16 protein-coding genes are annotated in these 20,384 nt (G+C 67.9%); 12 read left to right on the forward strand and 4 right to left on the reverse strand.

Annotated elements, in window-relative coordinates:
* Window positions 1–44 precede the first annotated feature (44 nt).
* The 4 genes from U5768_RS09640 to U5768_RS09655 all read left to right on the forward strand — a co-directional run bounded on the left by U5768_RS09640 (window position 45) and on the right by U5768_RS09655 (window position 3,744).
* On the forward strand, window positions 45–1,082 hold the full coding sequence (locus U5768_RS09640; RefSeq protein WP_322030158.1) for an aldo/keto reductase: 1,038 nt from the start codon (window positions 45–47) through the stop codon (window positions 1,080–1,082).
* Window positions 1,083–1,094: 12 nt separating this feature from the next.
* Window positions 1,095–1,982 carry an amidohydrolase family protein gene (locus U5768_RS09645; RefSeq protein ID WP_415913880.1) on the forward strand — a complete coding sequence of 296 codons (888 nt, stop codon included), beginning with the start codon at window positions 1,095–1,097 and terminating at the stop codon, window positions 1,980–1,982.
* A 95-nt stretch (window positions 1,983–2,077) separates the two neighbouring features.
* A complete protein-coding gene (locus U5768_RS09650; RefSeq protein WP_322030160.1) occupies window positions 2,078–2,821 on the forward strand; it encodes an SDR family oxidoreductase in 744 nt (247 codons plus the stop codon).
* 74 nt (window positions 2,822–2,895) lie between these two features.
* The gene (locus U5768_RS09655; RefSeq protein ID WP_322030161.1) at window positions 2,896–3,744 is read left to right on the forward strand and encodes an ureidoglycolate lyase; all 849 of its coding nucleotides are present in this window, start codon (window positions 2,896–2,898) and stop codon (window positions 3,742–3,744) included.
* Between the two features lie 95 nt (window positions 3,745–3,839).
* Here the strand turns inward: U5768_RS09655 and U5768_RS09660 are convergent, their stop codons facing one another.
* Complete coding sequence (locus U5768_RS09660; protein ID WP_322030162.1) at window positions 3,840–4,274, reverse strand: PaaI family thioesterase; 435 nt, start codon at window positions 4,272–4,274, stop codon at window positions 3,840–3,842.
* Window positions 4,275–4,551: 277 nt separating this feature from the next.
* Here U5768_RS09660 and U5768_RS09665 point away from each other — a divergent pair, with 277 nt between their 5' ends.
* Entirely contained in the window at window positions 4,552–6,111 is a 1,560-nt protein-coding gene (locus tag U5768_RS09665; protein WP_322030163.1) for a methyl-accepting chemotaxis protein, read from the forward strand.
* 28 nt (window positions 6,112–6,139) lie between these two features.
* Here U5768_RS09665 and U5768_RS09670 read toward each other — a convergent pair whose 3' ends face one another.
* Window positions 6,140–7,225 (reverse strand): AGE family epimerase/isomerase, encoded by a 1,086-nt coding sequence (locus tag U5768_RS09670; protein ID WP_322030164.1) that lies wholly within the window; start codon window positions 7,223–7,225, stop codon window positions 6,140–6,142.
* A gap of 358 nt (window positions 7,226–7,583) precedes the next feature.
* Between U5768_RS09670 and U5768_RS09675 the strand changes: the two genes are divergently transcribed.
* The 6 genes from U5768_RS09675 (at window position 7,584) to U5768_RS09700 (ending at window position 13,877) form a co-directional block, all read left to right on the forward strand.
* A complete protein-coding gene (locus tag U5768_RS09675) occupies window positions 7,584–8,495 on the forward strand; it encodes a hypothetical protein (protein ID WP_322030165.1) in 912 nt (303 codons plus the stop codon).
* 201 nt (window positions 8,496–8,696) lie between these two features.
* The gene (locus U5768_RS09680; protein ID WP_322030166.1) at window positions 8,697–8,852 is read left to right on the forward strand and encodes a hypothetical protein; all 156 of its coding nucleotides are present in this window, start codon (window positions 8,697–8,699) and stop codon (window positions 8,850–8,852) included.
* A 183-nt stretch (window positions 8,853–9,035) separates the two neighbouring features.
* A complete protein-coding gene (locus tag U5768_RS09685; protein ID WP_322030167.1) occupies window positions 9,036–9,650 on the forward strand; it encodes a flavin reductase family protein in 615 nt (204 codons plus the stop codon).
* A gap of 106 nt (window positions 9,651–9,756) precedes the next feature.
* Complete coding sequence (locus tag U5768_RS09690) at window positions 9,757–10,053, forward strand: hypothetical protein (protein ID WP_322030168.1); 297 nt, start codon at window positions 9,757–9,759, stop codon at window positions 10,051–10,053.
* 191 nt (window positions 10,054–10,244) lie between these two features.
* A complete protein-coding gene (locus tag U5768_RS09695) occupies window positions 10,245–12,770 on the forward strand; it encodes a penicillin-binding protein 1A (protein WP_322030169.1) in 2,526 nt (841 codons plus the stop codon).
* Between the two features lie 222 nt (window positions 12,771–12,992).
* Window positions 12,993–13,877, forward strand: a complete 885-nt coding sequence (locus U5768_RS09700; protein ID WP_322030170.1) for a peptidyl-prolyl cis-trans isomerase — start codon at window positions 12,993–12,995, stop codon at window positions 13,875–13,877.
* Window positions 13,878–14,001: 124 nt separating this feature from the next.
* On the opposite strand, the gene U5768_RS09705 is transcribed toward U5768_RS09700, so the two are convergent.
* Window positions 14,002–16,017: a Cache 3/Cache 2 fusion domain-containing protein gene (locus tag U5768_RS09705; protein WP_322030171.1), complete on the reverse strand. Its 2,016-nt coding sequence runs from the start codon at window positions 16,015–16,017 to the stop codon at window positions 14,002–14,004.
* A gap of 269 nt (window positions 16,018–16,286) precedes the next feature.
* Complete coding sequence (locus U5768_RS09710; RefSeq protein ID WP_322030172.1) at window positions 16,287–18,554, reverse strand: heavy metal translocating P-type ATPase; 2,268 nt, start codon at window positions 18,552–18,554, stop codon at window positions 16,287–16,289.
* A 309-nt stretch (window positions 18,555–18,863) separates the two neighbouring features.
* Between U5768_RS09710 and U5768_RS09715 the strand changes: the two genes are divergently transcribed.
* Entirely contained in the window at window positions 18,864–20,309 is a 1,446-nt protein-coding gene (locus U5768_RS09715; RefSeq protein WP_322030173.1) for a DUF1254 domain-containing protein, read from the forward strand.
* The last annotated feature ends 75 nt before the right edge of the window (window positions 20,310–20,384 follow it).

Consider the following 20,384-nt stretch of genomic DNA (forward strand, 5'->3'; position numbering starts at 1 on the left):
ACGATTTCGTTGTGGACCCAACCATCTCCAGGAGGTGACGAGCCATGGCGCAAGAACAGCATCCCAAGGTGGCGCATACGCGCCGTATCGGACGCACGGCGCTCGAAGTGAGCGCCCTGGGTCTAGGCACCGCGCCGCTCGGCGGCCTGTATCGCGATTTGTCGGAGGAAGAGGCGCAGGCTACCGTCGACGCCGCGTGGCAAGCCGGCATCCGCTTTTTCGACACCGCGCCTCACTACGGTCACACCAAGGCCGAGCATCGGCTGGGCGCGGCGCTGCGGCGTTATCCGCGCAACGAGTACGTGATTTCCACGAAAGTGGGCCGCCACTTCGTGCCGCGCACGCACCCGTACGACGGCAGCGAGGGCTGGCAAAACCCGCTGCCCTTCGAGGCGATTTTCGATTACACGCGCGACGGCATTCTGCGTTCGTTCGAGGACAGCCAGAAGCGCCTCGGCGTCGCCGATATCGACATCCTGCTCGTGCACGACATCGGCCACTATACGCACGGCGAGCGCAACGAGTTCTACTGGCGGCAACTGAGCGATAGCGGCTTCAAGGCGCTCGACGAATTGCGCAAGGCGGGCGTGATCAAGGCGATCGGCTTCGGCGTGAACGAGCGCGAAGTGATACGAACGGCGATGCAGGAATTCGACATCGATTGCGCGCTGCTCGCGGGCCGCTACACGCTGCTCGAACAGGCGCCGCTCGACGATTTGCTGCCCGAGTGCGAGCAGAAGGGTGTGAGCATTCTGCTGGGCGGCGCGTTCAATTCGGGCATTCTCGCGCATGGGCTGCTTGGCGAACTCAAGTTCAACTACGCCGACGCGCCGCAGGAAGTGGTGGACCGCGTGGCGCGCCTCGAAACGATCTGCCGGGCTTACGACGCGCCGCTCGCCGCGGCGGCGCTGCAGTTTCCCTATGCGCATCCCGCCGTGGCGACGGTGCTCAACGGCGCGCGCAGCCCGCAGGAAGTGCGCGAGAACGTGGCCTCGTTCGAAACGCCGTTGCCCCGCGAGCTGTGGATCGCGCTGCGCGACAAGGGGCTGCTCGATCCGCGCGCGCCGCTTCCGCAGGTCTGAGCCGTGGCTACGATCACGACGAGCGAACGGATCGACGCCCATCAGCACTATTGGGACCCCGCGCGCGGCGATTACGGCTGGCTCACGCCTTCGATGACCGCGCTGTATCGCCCGTTCGGCCCCGCCGATCTCGCGCCGCTGCGCGCGTCGTGCGGCGTGGCGCGCACGGTGGTCGTGCAGGCCGCGCCCACGGTCGAGGAAACGCGCTGGCTGCTCGACCTTGCGCGCAACGAGCCCTCGATTGCGGGCGTGGTGGGCTGGGTGCCGCTCGACGACCCGCACGTCGCCACGCTGATCGCGGAGCTTGCGCGCGAGCCCAAGCTGCGCGGCGTGCGGCCGATGCTCCAGGACCTGCCCGACGACGACTGGATTGCCAAAGCCGATACGGCGCGCGGCGTGCAGGCGCTCATCGCGCACGATCTCGCCTTCGATGCGCTCGTTTTCACGCGTCATGCGCAAGCGCTCGCCACGTTCCTCGCGCGGCATCCCGCGCTGCGCGTGGTGGTGGATCACGGCGCGAAGCCGCCCATCGCAGCGGGCGGCGAAAGCGGCTTTGCCACGTGGGCGCAGGCCATCGAGCGCTTCGCGCAGTTCCCGCAGGTGTACTGCAAGCTCTCGGGGCTCGCGACCGAGGCCGCGCCCGGCTGGGACGACGCCACGCTGGCGCCCTGGGTCGCGCATCTGCTTGCGTCGTTCGGGCCGCAGCGCCTCATGTGGGGCAGCGACTGGCCCGTGCTGAACCTCAACGGCGATTACGAACGTTGGCATGCAAGCGCGCAACAGCTAACAGGGGCGCTTTGCGCAGACGAGCGCGCCGCCGTTTTCGGCGGCAACGCCGCGGCTTTTTACCGGCTTGAACCGGGCCTTGAACCCAGGTTCGGGGGCGATCCAGCCGGTTAGAAAACGTCCGCCGAACGCCACGAGGCGCGCGTGCGTCGCCATAATGGCCCCTGGCGTCATCCCGACTTCTTCCCGCGATTTCAACGGAGTGGCAGATGGTACAAAGACTGGCCGGCAAGACGGCCTTGATCACCGCGGCAGGCCAGGGCATCGGTTACGCGGCCGCGGAACTGTTCGCGCGCGAAGGCGCACGCGTGATCGCCACGGACCTGCGCATCGACGCGCTGGCGGCGCTGCCGGTCGAGGCGCGCAAGCTCGACGTGCTCGACGGCGCGGCCATCACGGCGCTCGCGCAGGAACTGGGCGAGATCGACGTGCTGTTCAACTGCGCGGGCTTCGTGCATGCGGGCTCGATACTCGAAGCAAGCGAGGAAGACTGGGATTTCGCGTTCGATCTGAACGCGAAGGCGATGTACCGGACCATCCGCGCCTTTTTGCCGGCCATGCTGGCGAAGGGCAACGGCTCGATCATCAATATGTCGTCGGCGGCGTCGAGCGTGAAGGGCGTGCCCAACCGCTTCGTGTACGGCGCCTCGAAGGCCGCTGTGATAGGGTTGACGAAGGCCGTGGCCGCGGACTTCGTGACGCGCGGAATTCGCTGCAATGCGATCTGCCCGGGCACGGTTTCGTCGCCGTCGCTCGAAGAGCGCATCGCCGCGCAGGCGGCGGCGCAGGGCACGAGCGTGGACGCGGCGCGCGCCGCGTTCGTCGCGCGCCAGCCGATGGGGCGCGTGGGCAAGCCCGAGGAAATCGCGGCGCTCGCGCTCTATCTCGCCTCCGACGAATCGGGGTTCACGACCGGCCAGGCGCATGTGATCGACGGCGGGTGGTCTAACTAGTTAGACCCAAAGTAGTTAGCCCCGAAGAATCTGACCGACTGCATGGCAACTCAGACACACGAGGAACACAGACGATGAAACTGCTTCGCTACGGCCCGAAGGGCCACGAAAAACCCGGCATGCTCGACGCCGAAGGCCGCATTCGCGCGCTTTCGGGCAACGTGGCCGACATTGCAGGCGACGTGCTTTCCGACGCCGGTCTCGCGCAACTGCGCTCGATCGACCCGGAAACGCTGCCGCTCGTCGAGGGCAATCCGCGTATCGGGCCCTGCGTGGGCCATATCGGCAAGATGGTGTGCATCGGTCTGAACTATGCCGATCACGCGGCCGAGTCGGGCATGGCGGTGCCGAGCGAGCCGGTCGTCTTCAACAAGTGGACGAGCGCCATTGTCGGCCCGAACGACGACATCGAGATTCCGCGTGGCTCGACGAAGACCGACTGGGAAGTGGAACTGGGCGTGGTCATCGGCAAGCATGCGAAGAACGTGAGCGAGGCGGATGCGCTCGACTACGTGGCGGGCTACTGCGTGATCAACGACGTGTCCGAGCGCGAATGGCAGATCGAGCGCGGCGGCCAGTGGGACAAGGGCAAAGGCTTCGATACGTTCGGCCCGACCGGCCCGTGGCTCGTCACGCGCGACGAAGTAGCCGATCCGCAGAACCTCTCCATGTGGCTCGAAGTGGATGGCCACCGCTATCAGAACGGCAGCACGCGCACGATGATCTTTACGGTCGCGAAGCTCGTTTCGTATCTTTCGGAGTGCATGAGCTTGCAGCCGGGCGACGTGATCTCCACCGGCACGCCGCCGGGCGTGGGCATGGGCGTGAAGCCGAGCCCCGTGTTCCTGAAGGCGGGGCAGACGGTGCGTCTGGGCATCGAAGGCCTGGGCGAGCAGCAGCAGAAAACGCGCGCGGCGGAATAAGCTCGCTGCAAGCGTGAAAAAGCGCGCGAGGCGAAGCGGACCAACCCGCTTCGCCTCGCGCGCTTCGTTTTTGCGGCGCGGACCTTGTGGTTTGTCTAACCTTTCTCTTCCGCCCCGTTCCCTTCCGCAAGCCGGTTGACCGTCCCCTGCGCGAGCGCGACGAGCTTTTCGTCGCCGTTCTCCATCACGTACACGCTGCACTGGCAGGTGGCCTGGTGGCGCCCCGCGTACACCACGCGCGCCCGCGCCATCAGCGTGCCCTTGAGCGCCGGGCGCAGATAGTTGATCTTGTATTCGCCCGTCACCACGCGCGGCCCGAGCGCCAGCGCCCCGGCGAAAGTCAGCGCGTTGTCGGCGAGATAGCTGATCACGCCGCCGTGCACGAAGCCGTGCTGTTGCTTGAGTTCGTCGCGCACCGGCAGGCGCAGGGTCAGCTCGTCGGCGCCAACGTGCATCAGTTCGGTTCCGAACAGCACGCTGAACGGTTGGGCATGCAAAGCGCCGCGCGCGCGGTCTACGAGATCGGTCATCGTGGCGTTCCCTGGGTCTATCCCCGAGTGGTTTCCTAACCACTCTAGGAAGCATCGGCGTCGAGTCAAGGTGAATCGACCGTGGCCGACTCTATTGTTGCCAGAAATGCGGGGAATAGTCGTGCAACCATTTCTGAAATGATCCGCTGCGCATTTTGGGGCGTTTTTTTACGGTTTGGGGCTCAAAAACGAGGTTTGCACGGCCGTAAACGCAAGGGGGCCCAGAGCGATCACATGCTCGCGGCTCACTCATTCACTGCTATCCCAGGTGTCCCCGATGTTCAGCAAGATCAAGGTCGCATCCGGCCTGTTGTGTGTCCTCGTCGCGTTCTGCGTACTGCAACTCGTGACCGCAGGGCTTGGTTACTGGTCGCTCACGCGCACGCACGATGACGTGGCCGACCTCTCGAAAGTGGCGTTGCGCCAGGCGAGCGCCGCCAACGTCATCACCCAGCAGTTGATGGACGCCCGTATCAATCTTTCGCGCGCGGGCACGCGCATGGTGCGCGGCGGCACGGTTCCGGCCGACATGGTCAATCACGCGCGCGAGCAGCTTACCGCCGCCGACACCACGTTCGCGGCGTTCATGGCCGTACCGCCGATCAACGACGACAACCGCGCGCGCGTCGCCGCGCTCGGCGAGCGTTACCAGGTGTACCGCAAGGCGCTCGGCGAGCTGGTCGACGACCTCAACGGCAACAATCTGCAGGCTTTCCTCGACCAGCCGACGCAGTCGTACCAGGACGCCTATCTCGCCGAACTGCACGCGTTCGCGCAATTCAGCGCCGCGGCGAGCCACGCTTCGCTCGACTCGATCGACTCGCGCCTCGCGCTCTTCCAGGGCGTGGGCCTCGTCATCCTGATTCTGCTGATCGCGCTCGCGACCGGCGTGCACTTCGCGTTGCGGCGCGGCGTGGTGGAGCCGCTTGAAGAAGCGGGCCGCCACTTCGAGCGCATTGCGCGCGGACGCCTCGACGAGCGCATCGCCGCGCGCGGCGAAAACGAGATCGGCCGGCTGTTCCAGGGGCTCTCGATGATGCAGGCAAGCCTCGCGCGCACGGTCCACACCGTGCGCGAGACGGCGGGCTCGATCAACGTGGGCGCCGACGAGATCGCCACGGGCAACGCCGATCTGTCGGCGCGCACCGAATCGCAGGCGGCTTCGCTGGAGGAAACGGCGGCGAGCATGGAGGAACTGACGGGCACCGTGCGCAACACGGCCGAGAACGCGCGCGAGGCGAACGCGCTGGCCGAAGCGGCGCTCGACGCGACCGCGCGCGGCGGCGCCGTGGTGGGCGAGGTGGTCGAGCGCATGCGCGGCATTGCGCAAAGCTCGGACAAGATCGCGGAGATCATCGGCGTGATCGACGGCATCGCGTTCCAGACCAACATTCTCGCGCTCAACGCCGCCGTGGAAGCGGCCCGCGCGGGCGAGCAGGGCCGGGGTTTCGCGGTCGTGGCGGGCGAAGTGCGCGGGCTCGCGCAGCGCAGCGCGCAGTCGGCCAAGGAAATCAAGACGCTGATCAGCGAGTCCGTTTCGCAGATTCGCGGCGGCTCGGAACTGGTGGAGCGCGCGGGCGACTCGATGCGCGAGGTGTCGAACTCGATCTCGCGCGCGACGCAGATGATGGCGGGCATCAGCGCCTCGTCGCTCGAGCAGAGCACGGGCATCGATCAGGTGAATCAGGCCGTCTCGCAGATGGACCAGATGACCCAGCAGAACGCGGCGCTCGTCGAGGAGGCCGCGGCTGCCGCCGCTTCGCTGCATCAGCAGACGCGCCAGCTTTCCGAAGCGGTTGCCGCGTTCGAGATTTCGCCGGCGGTGCTGGCGGGCTGACGACGGCGGGCTTGCGCCCGCCTGTGACTCAAACGCCCATGCCCTGGTAGGCGGTCAAGAGGTGATACGGCGTCGTGGACGGCATGTCCGCGCGCGCCACGTCGCCATTCGCGCTGCGGCACTCCACCCAGCCTTGCGGCGTGAGAAAGCGCGGCGCGAAGCGCGCAATTTGCGGCGCGAGCGCGGCGCGCACCTCGGCGTCGCCGTGCGTGGCGAGCGCGCGCAGATATTCCGTTTGCGCCCAGATGCGCTGGGTCGCATCGATCACGCGGCCCTGCTCGTCGAGTGCGGCCGCCACCGCACCCGTTTCCGGATCTACGCCGTGCTTTTGCGCAAAGGCGAAGGCGCGCGCGAGCGCCTCGTCCAGACCCGACGCGCCCAGCCGCGCTCCCGCCCGCGTTGCCAGCCAGAACCATTCGAACTGATGCCCGGGCTCGAGGCGGTTGTCCGCCGCGCCAACCGGCAATTCGGCGATGCAGCCCGTGGGCTCGTGCAGGAAGCCGCGCGCCAGCGCTTCGACAAGACGCGTGATCGCCGTGTCGAACGCGCTGTCGCCGGTCGCCTCGCTCGCCACGAGCCAGGCTTCGGTGAGGTGCATGAGCGGATTTTGCAGCGGGCCGCCGGCGACGCTCGCGAAGGAAGCGTCGAGCGCCGCGTTGAGCAGGCCGTCGCGAGCGGCGAAGCGATCGGCGATCAGCGAGGACGTTTCGCGCGCGACGTCGAGCGCGTCGGCCACGCCGAAGCGCTGGCCATAGGCCGCGGCGGCGAACACCACGAAGGCGTGCGTGTAAAGGTCCTTGGTGGTGTCGAGCGGCGCGCCGGCCGCGTCGACGCTGTAAAACCATCCGCCGTGCTTCGGGTCTCGATAAGTGTGGCGCAGGGTTTCGAACAGCGTTTGCGCGTGCGCGGCGTCCCCGGCCTGGGAGAAGACGAAGAGCTGACGCGCGCATGCCATCGCGCGGTAGCGCGTGACGGGCAGCGGCGTGGCGCCGGTGGCATCGAGTGCTTCGTAGGGCAGGCGCAGTTCGGCGTTGAAGCCCGGGCCGCGCCACATCGGCAGGACGATGTGGTCGAAATGCTTGCGCAGACTGGCTGCGCTCGTAGGTGTATTCATGGCGAAAGGTGCGGCGAACCGCGTCACTTCAAAAGAGTCATGCCCGGCGATGGTACGGATTGTACGCATTCGCAAAATGCACGGGCCATTCCCTCCTGACGCGGGGCGGCCTCGTCGAGCCAGCGCGTGAAGCCGTACGTCGCGCAGCACAGCGGCGACTCGCCCGCACTGGACGAAGCGATGATCACGCGGAGCCGCGTGTCGTCGACGGTGCGGTCGATGCCCCGTGGGTTAAGTGGGGGAAGAGCATCGGGACACGCGTTCGGGCATGCGACAATGCGCGTTCGAACCAGAACACGAGGACGTCGCCAAGCGGCCGTGACCGGCCCGCGCGCGACGCGAACCGCATCGCTGACCCATGGCTGATTACGAAGACACCGCATCCCTGAGCCCTTCGCATCCTGAACGCAACGCACCGTGGCAGCCGCGCGCCGCGTCGGCGTCGTCCAACGTTACTGAACCCCCTGTTGCTGTTGAATCCGGCGTATCGCAAGCGCTTGCTGGCGAGAATCCCGCCGCGCTAGCTCTTGCGGAAGCCGAGGCCGCCGTGCGTCAGGGCACGCTGAGCGGCTTTGAAAACCGGGAGGGCGAGGAGGCAAGCGCGGCGACCCCCACTGGCGGAACCCCTGCGGGCGCAACGACCGCGCGCCGCACGGCGCGGGCCAAACGTGCCGCTGCGCCGGCCCCGGCCGAAGCCGTTTCTTCGGGCTTCGGCGACGCGCAGGAGCCGGTTGCGCCAGCGTACGTCGCCGAACCGTCGTTTGCCGCCGGTCATGCCGGGCGCGTCGAACCGGTCGGTTTCGCGACCGAAGCGGCGCAGACGGCCGCCGAGCCGGATGCGCTGGCGCAGCGTCTCGACGCGCTTCAGGGTGCGCTCGCCGAGCAGCGCCGCATGGCGGTTGCTTCGTCGCGGCGTCTGAAGTGGGTGCTCGCCGCTGCGTCGGCGGCGGTGCTTGCAGCGGTGGGTTTCGGGATCGCGCAGTCGGTGCGGCTCGACAGCCTCGCGAACGAATCCCGCGCGGACGAGGCGCGCCTCGAGCAGTTCATCCTGAAGCAGCAGTCCATGCTCGACGATCTGTCGCAGCGCGTCGCCGCGCAAACCGCCGCCGCCACGGCGGCTGCGGCCGCCGTCGCAGAAGCGCCAGCGCCGCCTGCCGCCCGCGCGATGGCCAAAGCGCCGGCCGCGAAGGCGTCGCCCGCGCGCCGCGCCGCGGCGGCGCATTCCGCGCGTACGGCTCACGCTAAAGGCGCCCAGAAAGCCGCCCGCTAAACGGCTTCATCCGGCGATCCCGCCCCGATATCACAAACCTCGATGCGTTGCTTTGCTGCAACGCATCGTTTGCGCTCGACCCCATGCGACGGTGCGCCGCAGTTTTTCTGCTGCGTTGCACTAGCGCAGTCCTAGGGAAAACCCTATAATTCGTTCTGTCTTAGGGAAAACCCTGAACTGCAAGTCTAACTGGGAGTCGCCATGAGCTTCATCTTTGCACTGTTCCAAAAGGTGAGCGACCTCTTCGCGTCGCCGTATCTGCCGATGGATTCGGACTACTCGTACGCAGCGCGTCACCGCGAAGCAGAGCGCGTTCGCCGCTCGCACTACATGCCGTTCGGCATGCCGCGTGACTGATCGAAGCTGAAGCGCTTCGAACGGCAAAGCGCCGTCCAACGCGTTTCTCCGCTCAGACCGCAAGATTTTCAGACAAGGCCGGCTCTCGAAGGAGAGCCGGCCTTGTTGCGTTCCGGGCTGCCAGCAGCGGCGCGCGGCTCGTGTCATAGTGATGCCGCCTCGCAATCGCTACGCCTCGCACTCATGTCCAATACCTACTTCTACGATCCCGCCCAGGGCCACGGCCTGCCGCACGACCCGTTCAAGGCGATCGTCGCGCCGCGCATGATCGGCTGGATCTCCAGCCGCGCAAAAAGCGGCGCGCTCAATCTCGCGCCCTACAGTTTCTTCGGCGCGTTCGCCACCTTTCCGCCGATCATCGGGTTCAGCAGCGAAGGCCGCAAGGACAGCATCGGCAATATCGAGGAGACGGGAGAGTTCGTCTGGAACCTCACGTCGAAGGCGCTCGCGCCGCAGATGAACCGCACCTCCGCGCCAGTCGCCGCCGACGTCGACGAGTTCGCGCTCGCGGGCCTGACGGCCGCGCCGGGCCGCAGCGTCGCGGTGCCGCACGTGGCCGAGTCGCCCGCGGCGCTCGAATGCAAGCTGTTGCAGGTCGTGCGGCTCAGCACGCTCGAAGGCGCGCCCATGGACAACTGGCTCGCGCTGGGGCAGGTGGTGGGCGTACACATTCGCGAGGAGTTCCTGAAGGACGGCCTCTTCGACACGCACGCCGCCCAGCCCGTGATGCGCGCGGGCTATCGCGCCGACTACGCGCAGATCGGCGAGATGTTCCAGATGGTGCGGCCGGGCGCGTAAGCCGCTTCCGGCATGACCACGGCGCGGGCCCACGCGCGGCGTTGCCGCCTCCCGCGTGCCCGCCCATAATGGCCCGACAGCGCGCGGCGCGCGAGGGAGGCAATCCATGCAATCTCCGACGGGATCGGTGGTGGCGCTCAGTTCGGCCGCCTCGACGATGTTTTCGATCGGCATGATCGCGCTGGGCTACTGGGGGCTGCACGAGCCCACGGCCTGGCGCATTGGCGACCGCGTGGTTGTCGGCATTGCGCTCGCGGGCTTCGCGTGTCTCGGCAGCGTGCCCTGGCTCGCCACGTCGCCTGCGAAGCCCAACGACGAATCGCGCTTTCTGATGGCGCGCCGCGCCTTTCTCTGCGGCGCGACGGCCGTGTGGGTGTCGATCGCGCTGTCGCTCGCGCTCTGACGAAGAGGATTCTTCCTGTATGTGGAAGGATGGTTTCATCTCCATGTCATAAATCGACTCACGCCGACGTAGGGTTTGCGCCGGGCGGGAAGCAGGAGCGGCCTTTCGAGTTTGGTACGATTCACGCTTTGCCAGCCGACCCTACCTGCCGCGTGAAGCGTTATGTGCCGTTGATCCGCGATCGAATCGCGATGCAGTTTTCCCGCCTGAAGCCCGCCGCTGCCCGGTTTGGCGCGTTTTTACGTCCGTTCGGCGCGCGTGCGCTTCACCATCTGCGGCATCCCACGCGGCGCGGCGTGCTCATCGCCATCGGGGCGCTGCCGGCGCTCGTCGTGCTCTACGTGCTCGTGCTGATTCCGTTCACGCCCAGCATCGGCGACATCCGCAAGGCGCGCGTGGACGAGCCGGCCCAGATCCTTTCCGCCGACGGCAAGGTGCTCGCCGAGTTCAAGCCCTCGAACCGCGAATGGGTGCCGCTCGCGCAGATCTCGCCGCACATGGTCGACGCGCTGGTTTCCACCGAAGATCACCGCTTCTACGAGCACCACGGCATCGACTTCAAGCGCACGGCGGGCGCGGCGCTGCACACGTTTTCGGGCGAGCGTCAGGGCGGCTCGACCATCACGCAGCAGCTCGCGCGCAATCTTTATCCCGACCAGATCGGCCGCGCGCCCACGCTCACGCGCAAGATCAAGGAAGCGATCACGGCGTTCAAGATCGAGGCGGTGTACAGCAAGCAGCAGATCCTCGAAACCTATCTGAACACGGTGCCGTTTCTCTACAACGCCTACGGCATCGAGATGGCGGCGCGCACCTATTTCGGCGTTTCGGCGGATCAGCTCGACATCCTCCAGGCCGCGACGCTTACGGGCATGTTGAAGGGCAACGCCTATTACAACCCGGTGATCAACCCCGAGCGCGCGCTCGCGCGGCGCAACACCGTGCTCGGCCAGATGGTGAAGTACGGCAAGCTCAGCGACGCACAGTACGCCACGCTCTCGAAGAAGCCGCTGCGGCTCGACTTCGAACGCCAGACCGAGCCGCCCGGCCCTGCGCCGCACTTCGCGCTGCAACTGCGCAAGTGGCTGATTTCGTGGGCCGACCGCAACGACTACAACATCTATTCCGATGGCCTCGTGGTGCGCACCACGATCGATTCGCGCCTCCAGCAGATGGCGACCGCCGCGCTGCGCCAGCACGCGAGCCAGCTTCAGGGCATCGCGAACGGCGCGTGGAGCGGACGCAATGGCTGCGTCGCCAACAATGACCTGTTCGCGACGTTCATGCGCGAAACGCAGGACTACAAGAACGCGCGCGACGGGGGCGCGACCGACGCCGACGCGCTCAAGCAACTCGCCGCCGACCGCACCTTCATGCGCAACCTGTGCAAGAGCAAGACGGCGGTCGAGGCGGGCTTTCTCGCCATCGACCCGCGCAACGGGCAGATCAAGGCATGGGTGGGCAGCCGGGACTTTGCCGACGAACCGTTCGACCACGTGCAGCAGGCGCGCCGTCAGCCGGGCTCGACGTTCAAGCCGTTCGTGTACGGCGCGGCCTACGCGGCGGGCGCAAAGCCGACCGACACGTTCATCGACCAGCCGGTGGAGATTCCGCTGGCGGGCGGCGAAATCTGGAAGCCGACCGACGACGTGCCGCCGAGCAACCGCCCCATGACGCTGCGCGACGCCATCGCGTTCTCGCGCAACCGCATCACCGCGCAACTGATGCAGTCGGTGGGCCCGGACAAGGTCGCGCGCCTCGCCCGCGCGATGGGCGTGCGCGACAGCCAGCTCGACCCGGTGCCGTCGCTCGCGCTCGGCACGAGCCCGGTCACGTTGAAGGAGATGGTGTCCGCCTACAGCACCATCGCCAACGACGGCGAGTATCTCGAACCGCGCATGGTCACGAGCATCGAAGACCGCAAGGGCAACGTGCTCGCGCAATTCGAAAGCGCATCGCCCGAACGCGCGCTTTCCGCGGAAGCGGACCGCACGCTGCTCGATACGATGCGCGACGTCGTGAACCGCGGCACGGGCGCGGCCATCCGCACGCGCTTCGGTATTCGCGGCGACGTGGCGGGCAAGACCGGCACGACCCAGGGCAACACGGACGGCTGGTTCATTCTGATGGATCCGCAACTCGTGGCCGGCGCGTGGGTGGGCTTCGACGATGGCCGCGTGACGCTCGACGACTACTGGGGGCAAGGCGCGCGCAGCGCGCTGCCGATCGTCGGCGACTTCTTCCAGCGTGCGCAGCGCCAGCGGCTCGTCGATCCGCGCGCGCGCTTCGACACTGAAGTGGCGCCGGGCGCGTTCGAAACCTTCCGCGAGAAGCTGCGCGCGTGGATCGACAAGCTGGTCGGCCCGCACGAAGCGCCGCCGCCCCAGAGCGCGCCAGTGCGTCGTGCGCCGCCGCCGCGCGTGAGCGCGCCTGCGCCTGCGCCGGCATCGGTAGCTTCGGAGGCGTCGGCGCCTTCGGCGGTTTCTGCGCCTTCGGCCGCGTCGGCAGCGGCCTCGGAAGCCGCGGCGCGCGAGATCATGGGCGTGCCGCCGATCATCGGGCCGTCCAGCGCGCCGCCGGCGCCAGCCCCGCAGCCTTCGTATCCGGCGCAGGCGCCGGCGCTTGCGCCCACCCCGACGCCCGACGACGAAGACACCGGCACGCCGGGTGCGAGCGCGACCTACACGCCGCCAGTGGCCCAGCCGCAGGGGCAATGAACGCGGCCGCGCGCGCCGTCGCCTTGCGGTGACGTCTCGCGCGGGCGTCTCGCGCTTGACGTGCCGCAAGCTTCCCATCCGGCCCCGCGTCCGTTTGACACTTCCTGACAACAGCGCTTCGAGATTCCGCTAGATTCGCGCGGATCAAAACCAGCCCTGGCGCTTGCTGCAGCGTTGCGCCCGGGCGTTCCGAACTTGCTGGAGTCAATCGAAATGTCATTCATGTCCCGATCCATCCGCGCGCTGTGCCTGCTCTCGTTCACTTCGGTGGCGGCGAGCACGCTGGCGCCCACGCTCGTCCAGGCGGCCGAAGCCGCAACCCACGCTTCGTCGGCCGCCGCGCTGCCAGCGGGTGCCGCCGCGCTCGTCAACGGGCAAGTTATCGCGCAATCCGCGCTCGACACGGCAGTGAGCAACGTGGTCAGCCGCACCGGCGCGCCCGACACGCCGCAACTGCGCGCCGCGCTCAAGGACGACCTGATCGCGCGCGAACTGCTGCGCCAGCAGGCCGTGCTCGGCCACTACGACCAGCGTGCCGAAGTCGCGCAGTTCCCCGACGCCGAAAAGACCGACGCCGAAATCCGCGCGTGGATTCTCGACAACGTGCATGCCCCGAAGATCACGGACAGCGAGATCAAATCGCGCTACGAGTCGGTCGTCGCGACGTTCGGCAAGGAGGAGTACAAGCCGGAAGTGATCGCCGTGACCGACGAGGCCACCGCGAACACCGTGCTCGCGGCATTGAAGGGCGGCCAGCCGTTCGCTGACCTCGCGCGCCAGTACGGCATTGGCGCGACGAAGGCGACCGGCGGCGAGATGCCCTGGGTGAGCTTCAAGTTGCCGCTCACCGAAGGCAATACGCACGGCGTGCCCATGCCGCTCGCGCAGGTCATCACGAGTCTCGCACCCGGCCAGACCGCGCCGCAGCCGCTCAAGGCCGGCGACGGCTGGCTGATCGTGCGCCTCGAAAGCAAGCGGCCGATGCAGGTGCCGGCGTACGATTCGGCGAAAGAAGATATTCGCCGCCAGTTGCAGGACGAGGGCATGCAGGCCGCGCTCGGGCAACGCGTGGCCGAACTGGCGCGCTCGGCAACGATCGTGGAGTGATAGAGGGCGCGGCGTCCGCCGCGCGGTTAACGTAAAAAGGCAGCGTCATGTGGCGCTGCCTTTTTCGTTTATTGGGCAGTGCGAATCATGCCCTGAAGGTATCTCAAGATACCTGAAGGCGCGCTTACTCGCGCACCTTGAACACGGAAACGAGTTCCGCGAGCGCCGCCGCGTGGTCGTTGAGCGCGGCGGCGGCGCGCTCGGCGTCGCCCACGAGCGCGGCGTTCTGCTGCGTCGCTGCGCCGATCTGCGAAACCGCGATATTCACCTGCTCGATGCCGCCCGACTGTTCGCGCGAGGCCACGCTGATTTCGCCGATGATCGAGCGCACTTCGTCCACGCGCGCGACGATGCCGCGCATGGTCGTGCTCGCTTCGCCGGCAATGCGATAACCGGTTTCCACCGTCGAAGACGATTCGGTGATCAGCGCCGAGATCTCCTTCGCCGCCGCCGCGCTGCGCTGCGCGAGCGCGCGCACTTCGCTCGCCACCACCGCGAAGCCCTTGCCGTGCTCTCCCGCACGCGCGGCTTCCACGGCCGCGTTGAGCGCGAGAATGTTGGTCTGGAAGGCGATGCCGTCGATCACGCCAGTGATCTCGGCGATCTTCTGCGAGGAGCGGCTGATGTCGTTCATGGTTTCCACGACGCGGCTCACGGCGCGGCCGCCGTCGAGCGCGGCTTCGGCGGCGCTCGTCACCACGGTGTTGGCGCGCGTCGCGTGGTCGGCGTTCTGCTGCACGGTGGAAGTGAGTTCTTCCATGCTCGCCGCCGTTTCTTCCAGGCTGCTCGCCTGGCTCGCGATGCGCGAAGCGATCTCGCCGCTGCCTTGCGCGATGCGCGAGGTGTCCTCGCTCATCTGCGCCGTGGCGCTGCGCACCTGCGCGACGATCTGCGCGAGGCCCACGCCGATGCCGTCGATGGCGCGCGTGAGGCGGCCGATCTCGTCGGCGCCCGCCGCGCCCTGTGCGTCCGTCGCAATGCCGCCGCCGTTTCCGCCGCCCTTGCCGCCGTGGTTATTGCCTATGCGCACGGTGAGATCGCCCGCGGCGAGCTGGCCGGCGGCGAGCGCGGCGGCGTCGAGCGGCTGGCTCACGAGGCGGCGCGCCGCGTAGATCGAAAGCGCCGCGAACAGCACGACCAGCACGAAGCCGATCGCCGCGAAGCGGTTGCGCGTGGCGTTCACCTCGGCCATGATCTCGTCGCGCACGGCGACGCCGCCCACGAGCCATTGCCATTGCGGCACGCTGACGAACGAGACGAACTTCGCGCGCGCCTCATGCTCGTTGCGCGTCGAGTCGGCGGACGTATAGTCGAGCGTGCCTTCGCGCGCTTCGAGCATGCGCGACCAGGGTGCATCGGCGTCGTCGTAGTGTTTGCCCGCGGCGCCCGGATGCACGAGGAAGGTACCGCGCGTCGGGCCGCTCGAGGCGTCCATCACGAAGTAATAGCCGCTCTCGCCAATCTTGAGCTTGGCGATCTCGCCCTTGAGCGCTTCGATCTGCGCGCCCACATCCACGCCGACGAACAGCGCGCCGATCACGTGGCCGCTCGCGTCGAGAATCGGCTTGTACTGCGTGATGTACTGCTTGCCGAATAGCTGCGCGAGGCCGGTGTAGGTGCGGTTGGCCAGAACCGGGCCGTACGCGGGGCCCTTGCGGTCGAGCAGCGTGCCGATCGCGCGCGAGCCGTCCTGCTTCTTGAGCGAGGTGGTCACGCGCACGAAGTCGTCGCCGCTGCGCGCGAAAACGGTGGCGATTTCGCCGCTGCGCGCGAGGAACTGGTCGGGGATCGTGAAGTCGAGGTTCAGCACGTGGTCGCCGGACTTGAAGAGCGGCGTGGCCTTGCCGCCGATGTCGACGGTTTGCGTGGGATCGATCGTGAAAGCGCCGGGCAGGAAGCTCTCGAAGAGCTGCATGGCGCGGTCGACTTCGGCGTCGAGGGCGCCGTCGATCAGCGAGATCGACGAAGCGACCGACTGGTCCTTTTCGGTGATGCGTGCGCGCACCTGGTCGCCGACCTGCGTCGCCGCCGAGTGCGTGATCGCCCACGTGAAGGCCGCAAATATGGCCGCGACGAGCACGCAGGACAGCAAGGCGAGGCGCACGCCGACGCTTGCGCGGGCTGATAAGCGTGAGAACATGAATATTCGGTTCCGGAATAGAGCTTGTGAAGAAGGAACCTGCGCCTTCGAGACGCTGGCATACGCATTACGGCGCGCGCGAGCGATCCTTTAGGGAAAGGCCTGAAAAACCTTACGGCAACGTAAAGATTACCGACCATTCATCTGCTCCGGCGTACAGATCGTGGGATATTTCGGAATCCGAAATTAATGCGTGCTCATAACAAAAGGACGCATATAGCGCCCTTTCGTTGTATTCCTCATGATACGTCGCGCAGCGAATTTCCGCGTTAGCGTCGGGCTTGCCAGGTTCTGAGCAGCAGCGCGTTGGTCACCACGCTCACGCTCGAAAACGCCATCGCCGCGCCCGCGAGCATGGGGTTGAGCAGGCCGAAGGCGGCGAGAGGAATTCCGATGAGGTTGTAAATGAACGCCCAGAACAGGTTCTGCTGGATCTTGCGCCACGTGCGCCGCGAAATATCGATTGCGGCGGCAACGAGCGCCGGGTCGCCGCGCATGAGCGTGACGCCTGCCGCGTGCATGGCGACGTCGGTGCCCGTGGCCATGGCGATGCCGATGTCGGCGGCGGCGAGCGCCGGGGCGTCGTTGATGCCGTCGCCGGCCATCGCCACGATGCCGCCGCTCTGGATCTTGAGGTTGCGGATCGTGCGCGCCTTGTCGTCGGGCAGCACCTGCGCGTGAACTTCGTCGATGCCGAGTTGCGCGGCCACGGCCGCCGCGCTGCCCGCGTTGTCGCCGGTCACGAGCACGCTGCGGATGCCCATCGCCTTGAGGCTGGCGACGGCTTCGCGCGACGTGGGCTTCACCGTGTCGCCGAATGCGAGCAGGGCGAGGACGCCGCCGTGCGGTTCGCCATCGGGTGCAAAGAGCCACGACACCGTATTGCCGGCCTCTTCGAGCGAACGCGCGCGCGCCGCGAGCGCGGGCGGCACGGCCAGCGCCAGCTCGTCGAGCCAGCGGCCGCTGCCGATGGCGAGCCGCCGTCCGTTCACTTCGGCCTCCACGCCGCGCCCGGGCACCGCGCGCGCATGGGCGGCGCTTTGTTCGCGAGCGTTTGCCTGGGTTTCATACGCCTGCACCACGGCCTTCGCGAGCGGATGGTCGCTCTGGCGCTGCACGGCGGCGGCGAGCGCAAGCGCTTCGTCGCGTTCGAGACCCTCGGCCGCTTCGAACGCGGTGAGCGAAGGCTGGCCGAGCGTGAGCGTGCCGGTCTTGTCGAAGGCGACCACGCTCACGTTGTGGGCGGTTTCCAATGCTTCGGCGTCCTTGATGAGCACGCCGTGGCGCGCGGCCACGCCGGTTCCGGCCATGATCGCGGCGGGCGTGGCGAGGCCGAGCGCGCAGGGGCACGCGATCACGAGCACCGCCACCGCGTTAAGGATCGCCGTTTCGGCGCTCGCGCCCGCGAACAGCCAGCCGCCCAGCGTGAGTGCCGCGATCACGAGAATCGCCGGGACGAACACGGCGCTCACGCGGTCGACGAGACGCTGGATCGGCGCTTTCTCCGCCTGCGCGCTTTCCACGAGGCGGATGATGCGCGCGAGCGTGGTTTCCGCGCCGATGGCCGTGGTGCGCAGGACAATCGCGCCTTCGCCGTTGATCGAGCCGGCCGTGACGGGATCGCCGGGCGCCTTCGGCACGGGCAGACTTTCGCCCGTGATGAGCGATTCGTCGACGTGGCTGCGGCCTTCGAGCACCACGCCGTCCACCGGCAGACGCTCGCCGGGGCGCACGACCACGACCGTGCCCACATGCACCTCGGCAAGCGGGACTTCGCGCTCCTGCGCGAGCGCGGGATTGTCGCCGCCGTCGATGCGGATGCGCGCGCGATCGGGCCGCAGCGCGTTGAGGGCGCGGATGGCGTCGGTGGTCTGGCGCTTTGCGCGCGCTTCCAGCCACTTGCCGAAGCGCACGAGCGTGATGACGACCGCCGAAGCCTCGAAATACAGATGCCCCACGTCGCCGGGGCGGGCGAGCATCGCGTACACGCTCACGCCGTAGGCGGCCGACGTGCCGAGTGCGACCAGCAGATCCATGTTGCCCGCGCCCGCCCGCACGGCCTTCCAGGCGGCGCGATAGAAGCGCGCGCCGAACAAGAACTGCACGACGCTCGCAAGCCCGAGTTGCACGGAGGCGGCCAGCATCCAGTCGATGCCGAGCCAGTGGCCGAACATCGGCAGCGCGAGCGGGGCCGTGAGCACGGCCGAAATCAGCACGGCGCGCCACTCGCGGCGCGCCTCGTCGATCGCGGCGGCGCTTTTGGCCGGGGCGGCGGCGTCTTCGTCGGCGGCGGCGGCGAGCGGCACGGCTTCGTAGCCGGCCTTTTCGACGGCGGCGACGAGCGCGGCGGGCGCGACGTCGCCGCTCGCCTCAACGGTGGCCTTTTCGGTGGCGAGGTTGACCGAGGCGCGCGTGACGCCCGGCACTTTGGCAAGCGCCTTCTCGACGCGCATGGCGCACGAGGCGCACGTCATGCCGTGGACTTCGAGTTCGGCCACGGCGGTATCGGTGCGCTCTGCTATGAGGGGTTCGTTCATGACGATGGGGCTGGCGCTGGCTGTAATCGATGTCAGGCAGTATCTACGTTCCCATTATGGGAAGGTCAAGGGGGCGACGGCGAGTCGCTTTCGGGTCGGATGGTGAGTCAGGACGCAACCTACGCCGCCGTCAGGCAATATTCCACGCTGTAGTCTTTTCAGGCCCATGCGCGAGCGATACGATACCAACCGGCGGCATTGGCGCCTTGCCGCGCGCTTTTCACGACGGCCCTGGGGGGACCTGCGCGCGGGAGTGGACAGCCGGTCGACGTCACTTCATGGACCGCCCGCACCGAATACAACCAACAAATGACAACAATACATCGAGCATTCTCCGCGTACCGTAGCTGCTCCGCGCTTGCCTGCCTTGCCCTGATCGCCGGATGCGCTTCGGCGCCGGGCGACGTCGCGCCGAAAAGCAACGGGTGGATGAAGGACGAAGTCTCCGACTCCTATGTGTTCGGCTATCCGCTCGTGCTGATGGACGTGTCGCGCGAAGCCGCCACGGGCACCGGCCCCGGCCAGGCCGCGCCGAACACGCTGCGGCACGCGCAGTCGCTGCCGCCCGTCGGCGCGTCGAGCCCGCCCGAACCCAACCTCGACACGCTGGCTTCCAGCGGCTGGCTCGACGTTTCGAGCGAGCCGGTGCTCGTCACGCTGCCCGACACGCACGGCCGCTACATGGACGCGCGCGCGCTCGACATGTGGACGAACGTCCTCTGGTCGACGGGCGCGTCGCAAACCGGCGAACGCGTGAGCGGTCAGAAAGCGCAAACGATTGCATTCGTTCCGGCCGGCTGGAAGGGCACGCTGCCCGCGCGCGTGAAGCGCGTGGACGTGCCGACGCGCTACGTGTGGTTCCTCGCGCGCATCCAGACGCACGGCGGCGGCGACCTCGCGGCCGTGCGGCGGCTGCAGCAGGGCATGAAGGTCACGACGCTCTCCGCGTGGAGCGATCGCGGCGCGCGCGGCAAGTCCGGCGCACGCGGCGACGAGCCGGCGGGCGCCACGCAGAGCGGCGATCCGGCGGCGCCGGGCACGCCGTCCGCCCAGGTCGCGGCGCTCGACGCCAACGGTTTCTTCGACCGCCTCGCCCAGGCGCTGGAAGACAACCCGCCTGCGGCGGACGATGCGCACGCGCTCAAGATTCTCGGTGACATCGGCGTGCACGCGGGCGACCCGGCGCAACTGCCCGCGGGCGGGAAGGACGCCGCAGTCGTAAAGGCGGGTCTCGCGGATGGCCGCGCGCGCGTCGCGACGCCGCCGTCCAACCTGCTGGCGGGCAACGGCTGGCTCTGGGTGGGCGACGACGCGGGCAATTACGGCCCCGACTACGCGCTGCGGGCCTACGCTGCCTATACGTCGCCGGGTCTGCCTACGGCCCGCGACGAAGTGCGCGCCCGCGTGAGCCAGGACAGCGATGGTCATGCGCTCAACGGCGCGAACCGCTACACGATCCACTTCACGGCAAAGCAGTTGCCGCCGGTGCGCGGCTTCTGGTCGATCACGGCCTACACGACCGACGGCGCGCTCGATGCCGACGCGCCCGTGCGCGTGGCGTTCGGCGACCGCAGTGGCGCGCGGCGCAACCGCGACGGCTCGCTCGACGTGCACGTGAGCGCCGAGCGCACGCGCGGCGGCGCGAACTGGGTGCCGGCGCCCCATGGGGACTTCCGGCTCGTCATGCGGCTCTACGCACCGAAGCCGCAGGCGACCAACGGTAGCTGGCAGCCGCCCGCCGTTGAGCGGCAATAAGGAGCGGCAACAAGCGCTCAAGCGAACTCAAGCGAACTGAACCGGACTGAAGCGGATTGATTCAGGCGTTGGCGG

It is taken from the genome of Paraburkholderia sp. J76, from assembly GCF_905220295.1.
Taxonomy (GTDB): domain Bacteria; phylum Pseudomonadota; class Gammaproteobacteria; order Burkholderiales; family Burkholderiaceae; genus Paraburkholderia.

Coding starts and splice junctions, on each gene's coding strand:
- U5768_RS09670 (WP_322030164.1), bottom strand. CDS start 7,225: ATGAATACACCTACGAGCGCAGCCAGTCTGCGCAAGCATTTCGACCAC.
- U5768_RS09655 (WP_322030161.1), top strand. CDS start 2,896: ATGAAACTGCTTCGCTACGGCCCGAAGGGCCACGAAAAACCCGGCATG.
- U5768_RS09685 (WP_322030167.1), top strand. CDS start 9,036: ATGTCCAATACCTACTTCTACGATCCCGCCCAGGGCCACGGCCTGCCG.
- U5768_RS09700 (WP_322030170.1), top strand. CDS start 12,993: ATGTCCCGATCCATCCGCGCGCTGTGCCTGCTCTCGTTCACTTCGGTG.
- U5768_RS09695 (WP_322030169.1), top strand. CDS start 10,245: ATGCAGTTTTCCCGCCTGAAGCCCGCCGCTGCCCGGTTTGGCGCGTTT.
- U5768_RS09705 (WP_322030171.1), bottom strand. CDS start 16,017: ATGTTCTCACGCTTATCAGCCCGCGCAAGCGTCGGCGTGCGCCTCGCC.
- U5768_RS09690 (WP_322030168.1), top strand. CDS start 9,757: ATGCAATCTCCGACGGGATCGGTGGTGGCGCTCAGTTCGGCCGCCTCG.
- U5768_RS09660 (WP_322030162.1), bottom strand. CDS start 4,274: ATGACCGATCTCGTAGACCGCGCGCGCGGCGCTTTGCATGCCCAACCG.
- U5768_RS09675 (WP_322030165.1), top strand. CDS start 7,584: ATGGCTGATTACGAAGACACCGCATCCCTGAGCCCTTCGCATCCTGAA.
- U5768_RS09715 (WP_322030173.1), top strand. CDS start 18,864: ATGACAACAATACATCGAGCATTCTCCGCGTACCGTAGCTGCTCCGCG.
- U5768_RS09640 (WP_322030158.1), top strand. CDS start 45: ATGGCGCAAGAACAGCATCCCAAGGTGGCGCATACGCGCCGTATCGGA.
- U5768_RS09710 (WP_322030172.1), bottom strand. CDS start 18,554: ATGAACGAACCCCTCATAGCAGAGCGCACCGATACCGCCGTGGCCGAA.
- U5768_RS09650 (WP_322030160.1), top strand. CDS start 2,078: ATGGTACAAAGACTGGCCGGCAAGACGGCCTTGATCACCGCGGCAGGC.
- U5768_RS09680 (WP_322030166.1), top strand. CDS start 8,697: ATGAGCTTCATCTTTGCACTGTTCCAAAAGGTGAGCGACCTCTTCGCG.
- U5768_RS09665 (WP_322030163.1), top strand. CDS start 4,552: ATGTTCAGCAAGATCAAGGTCGCATCCGGCCTGTTGTGTGTCCTCGTC.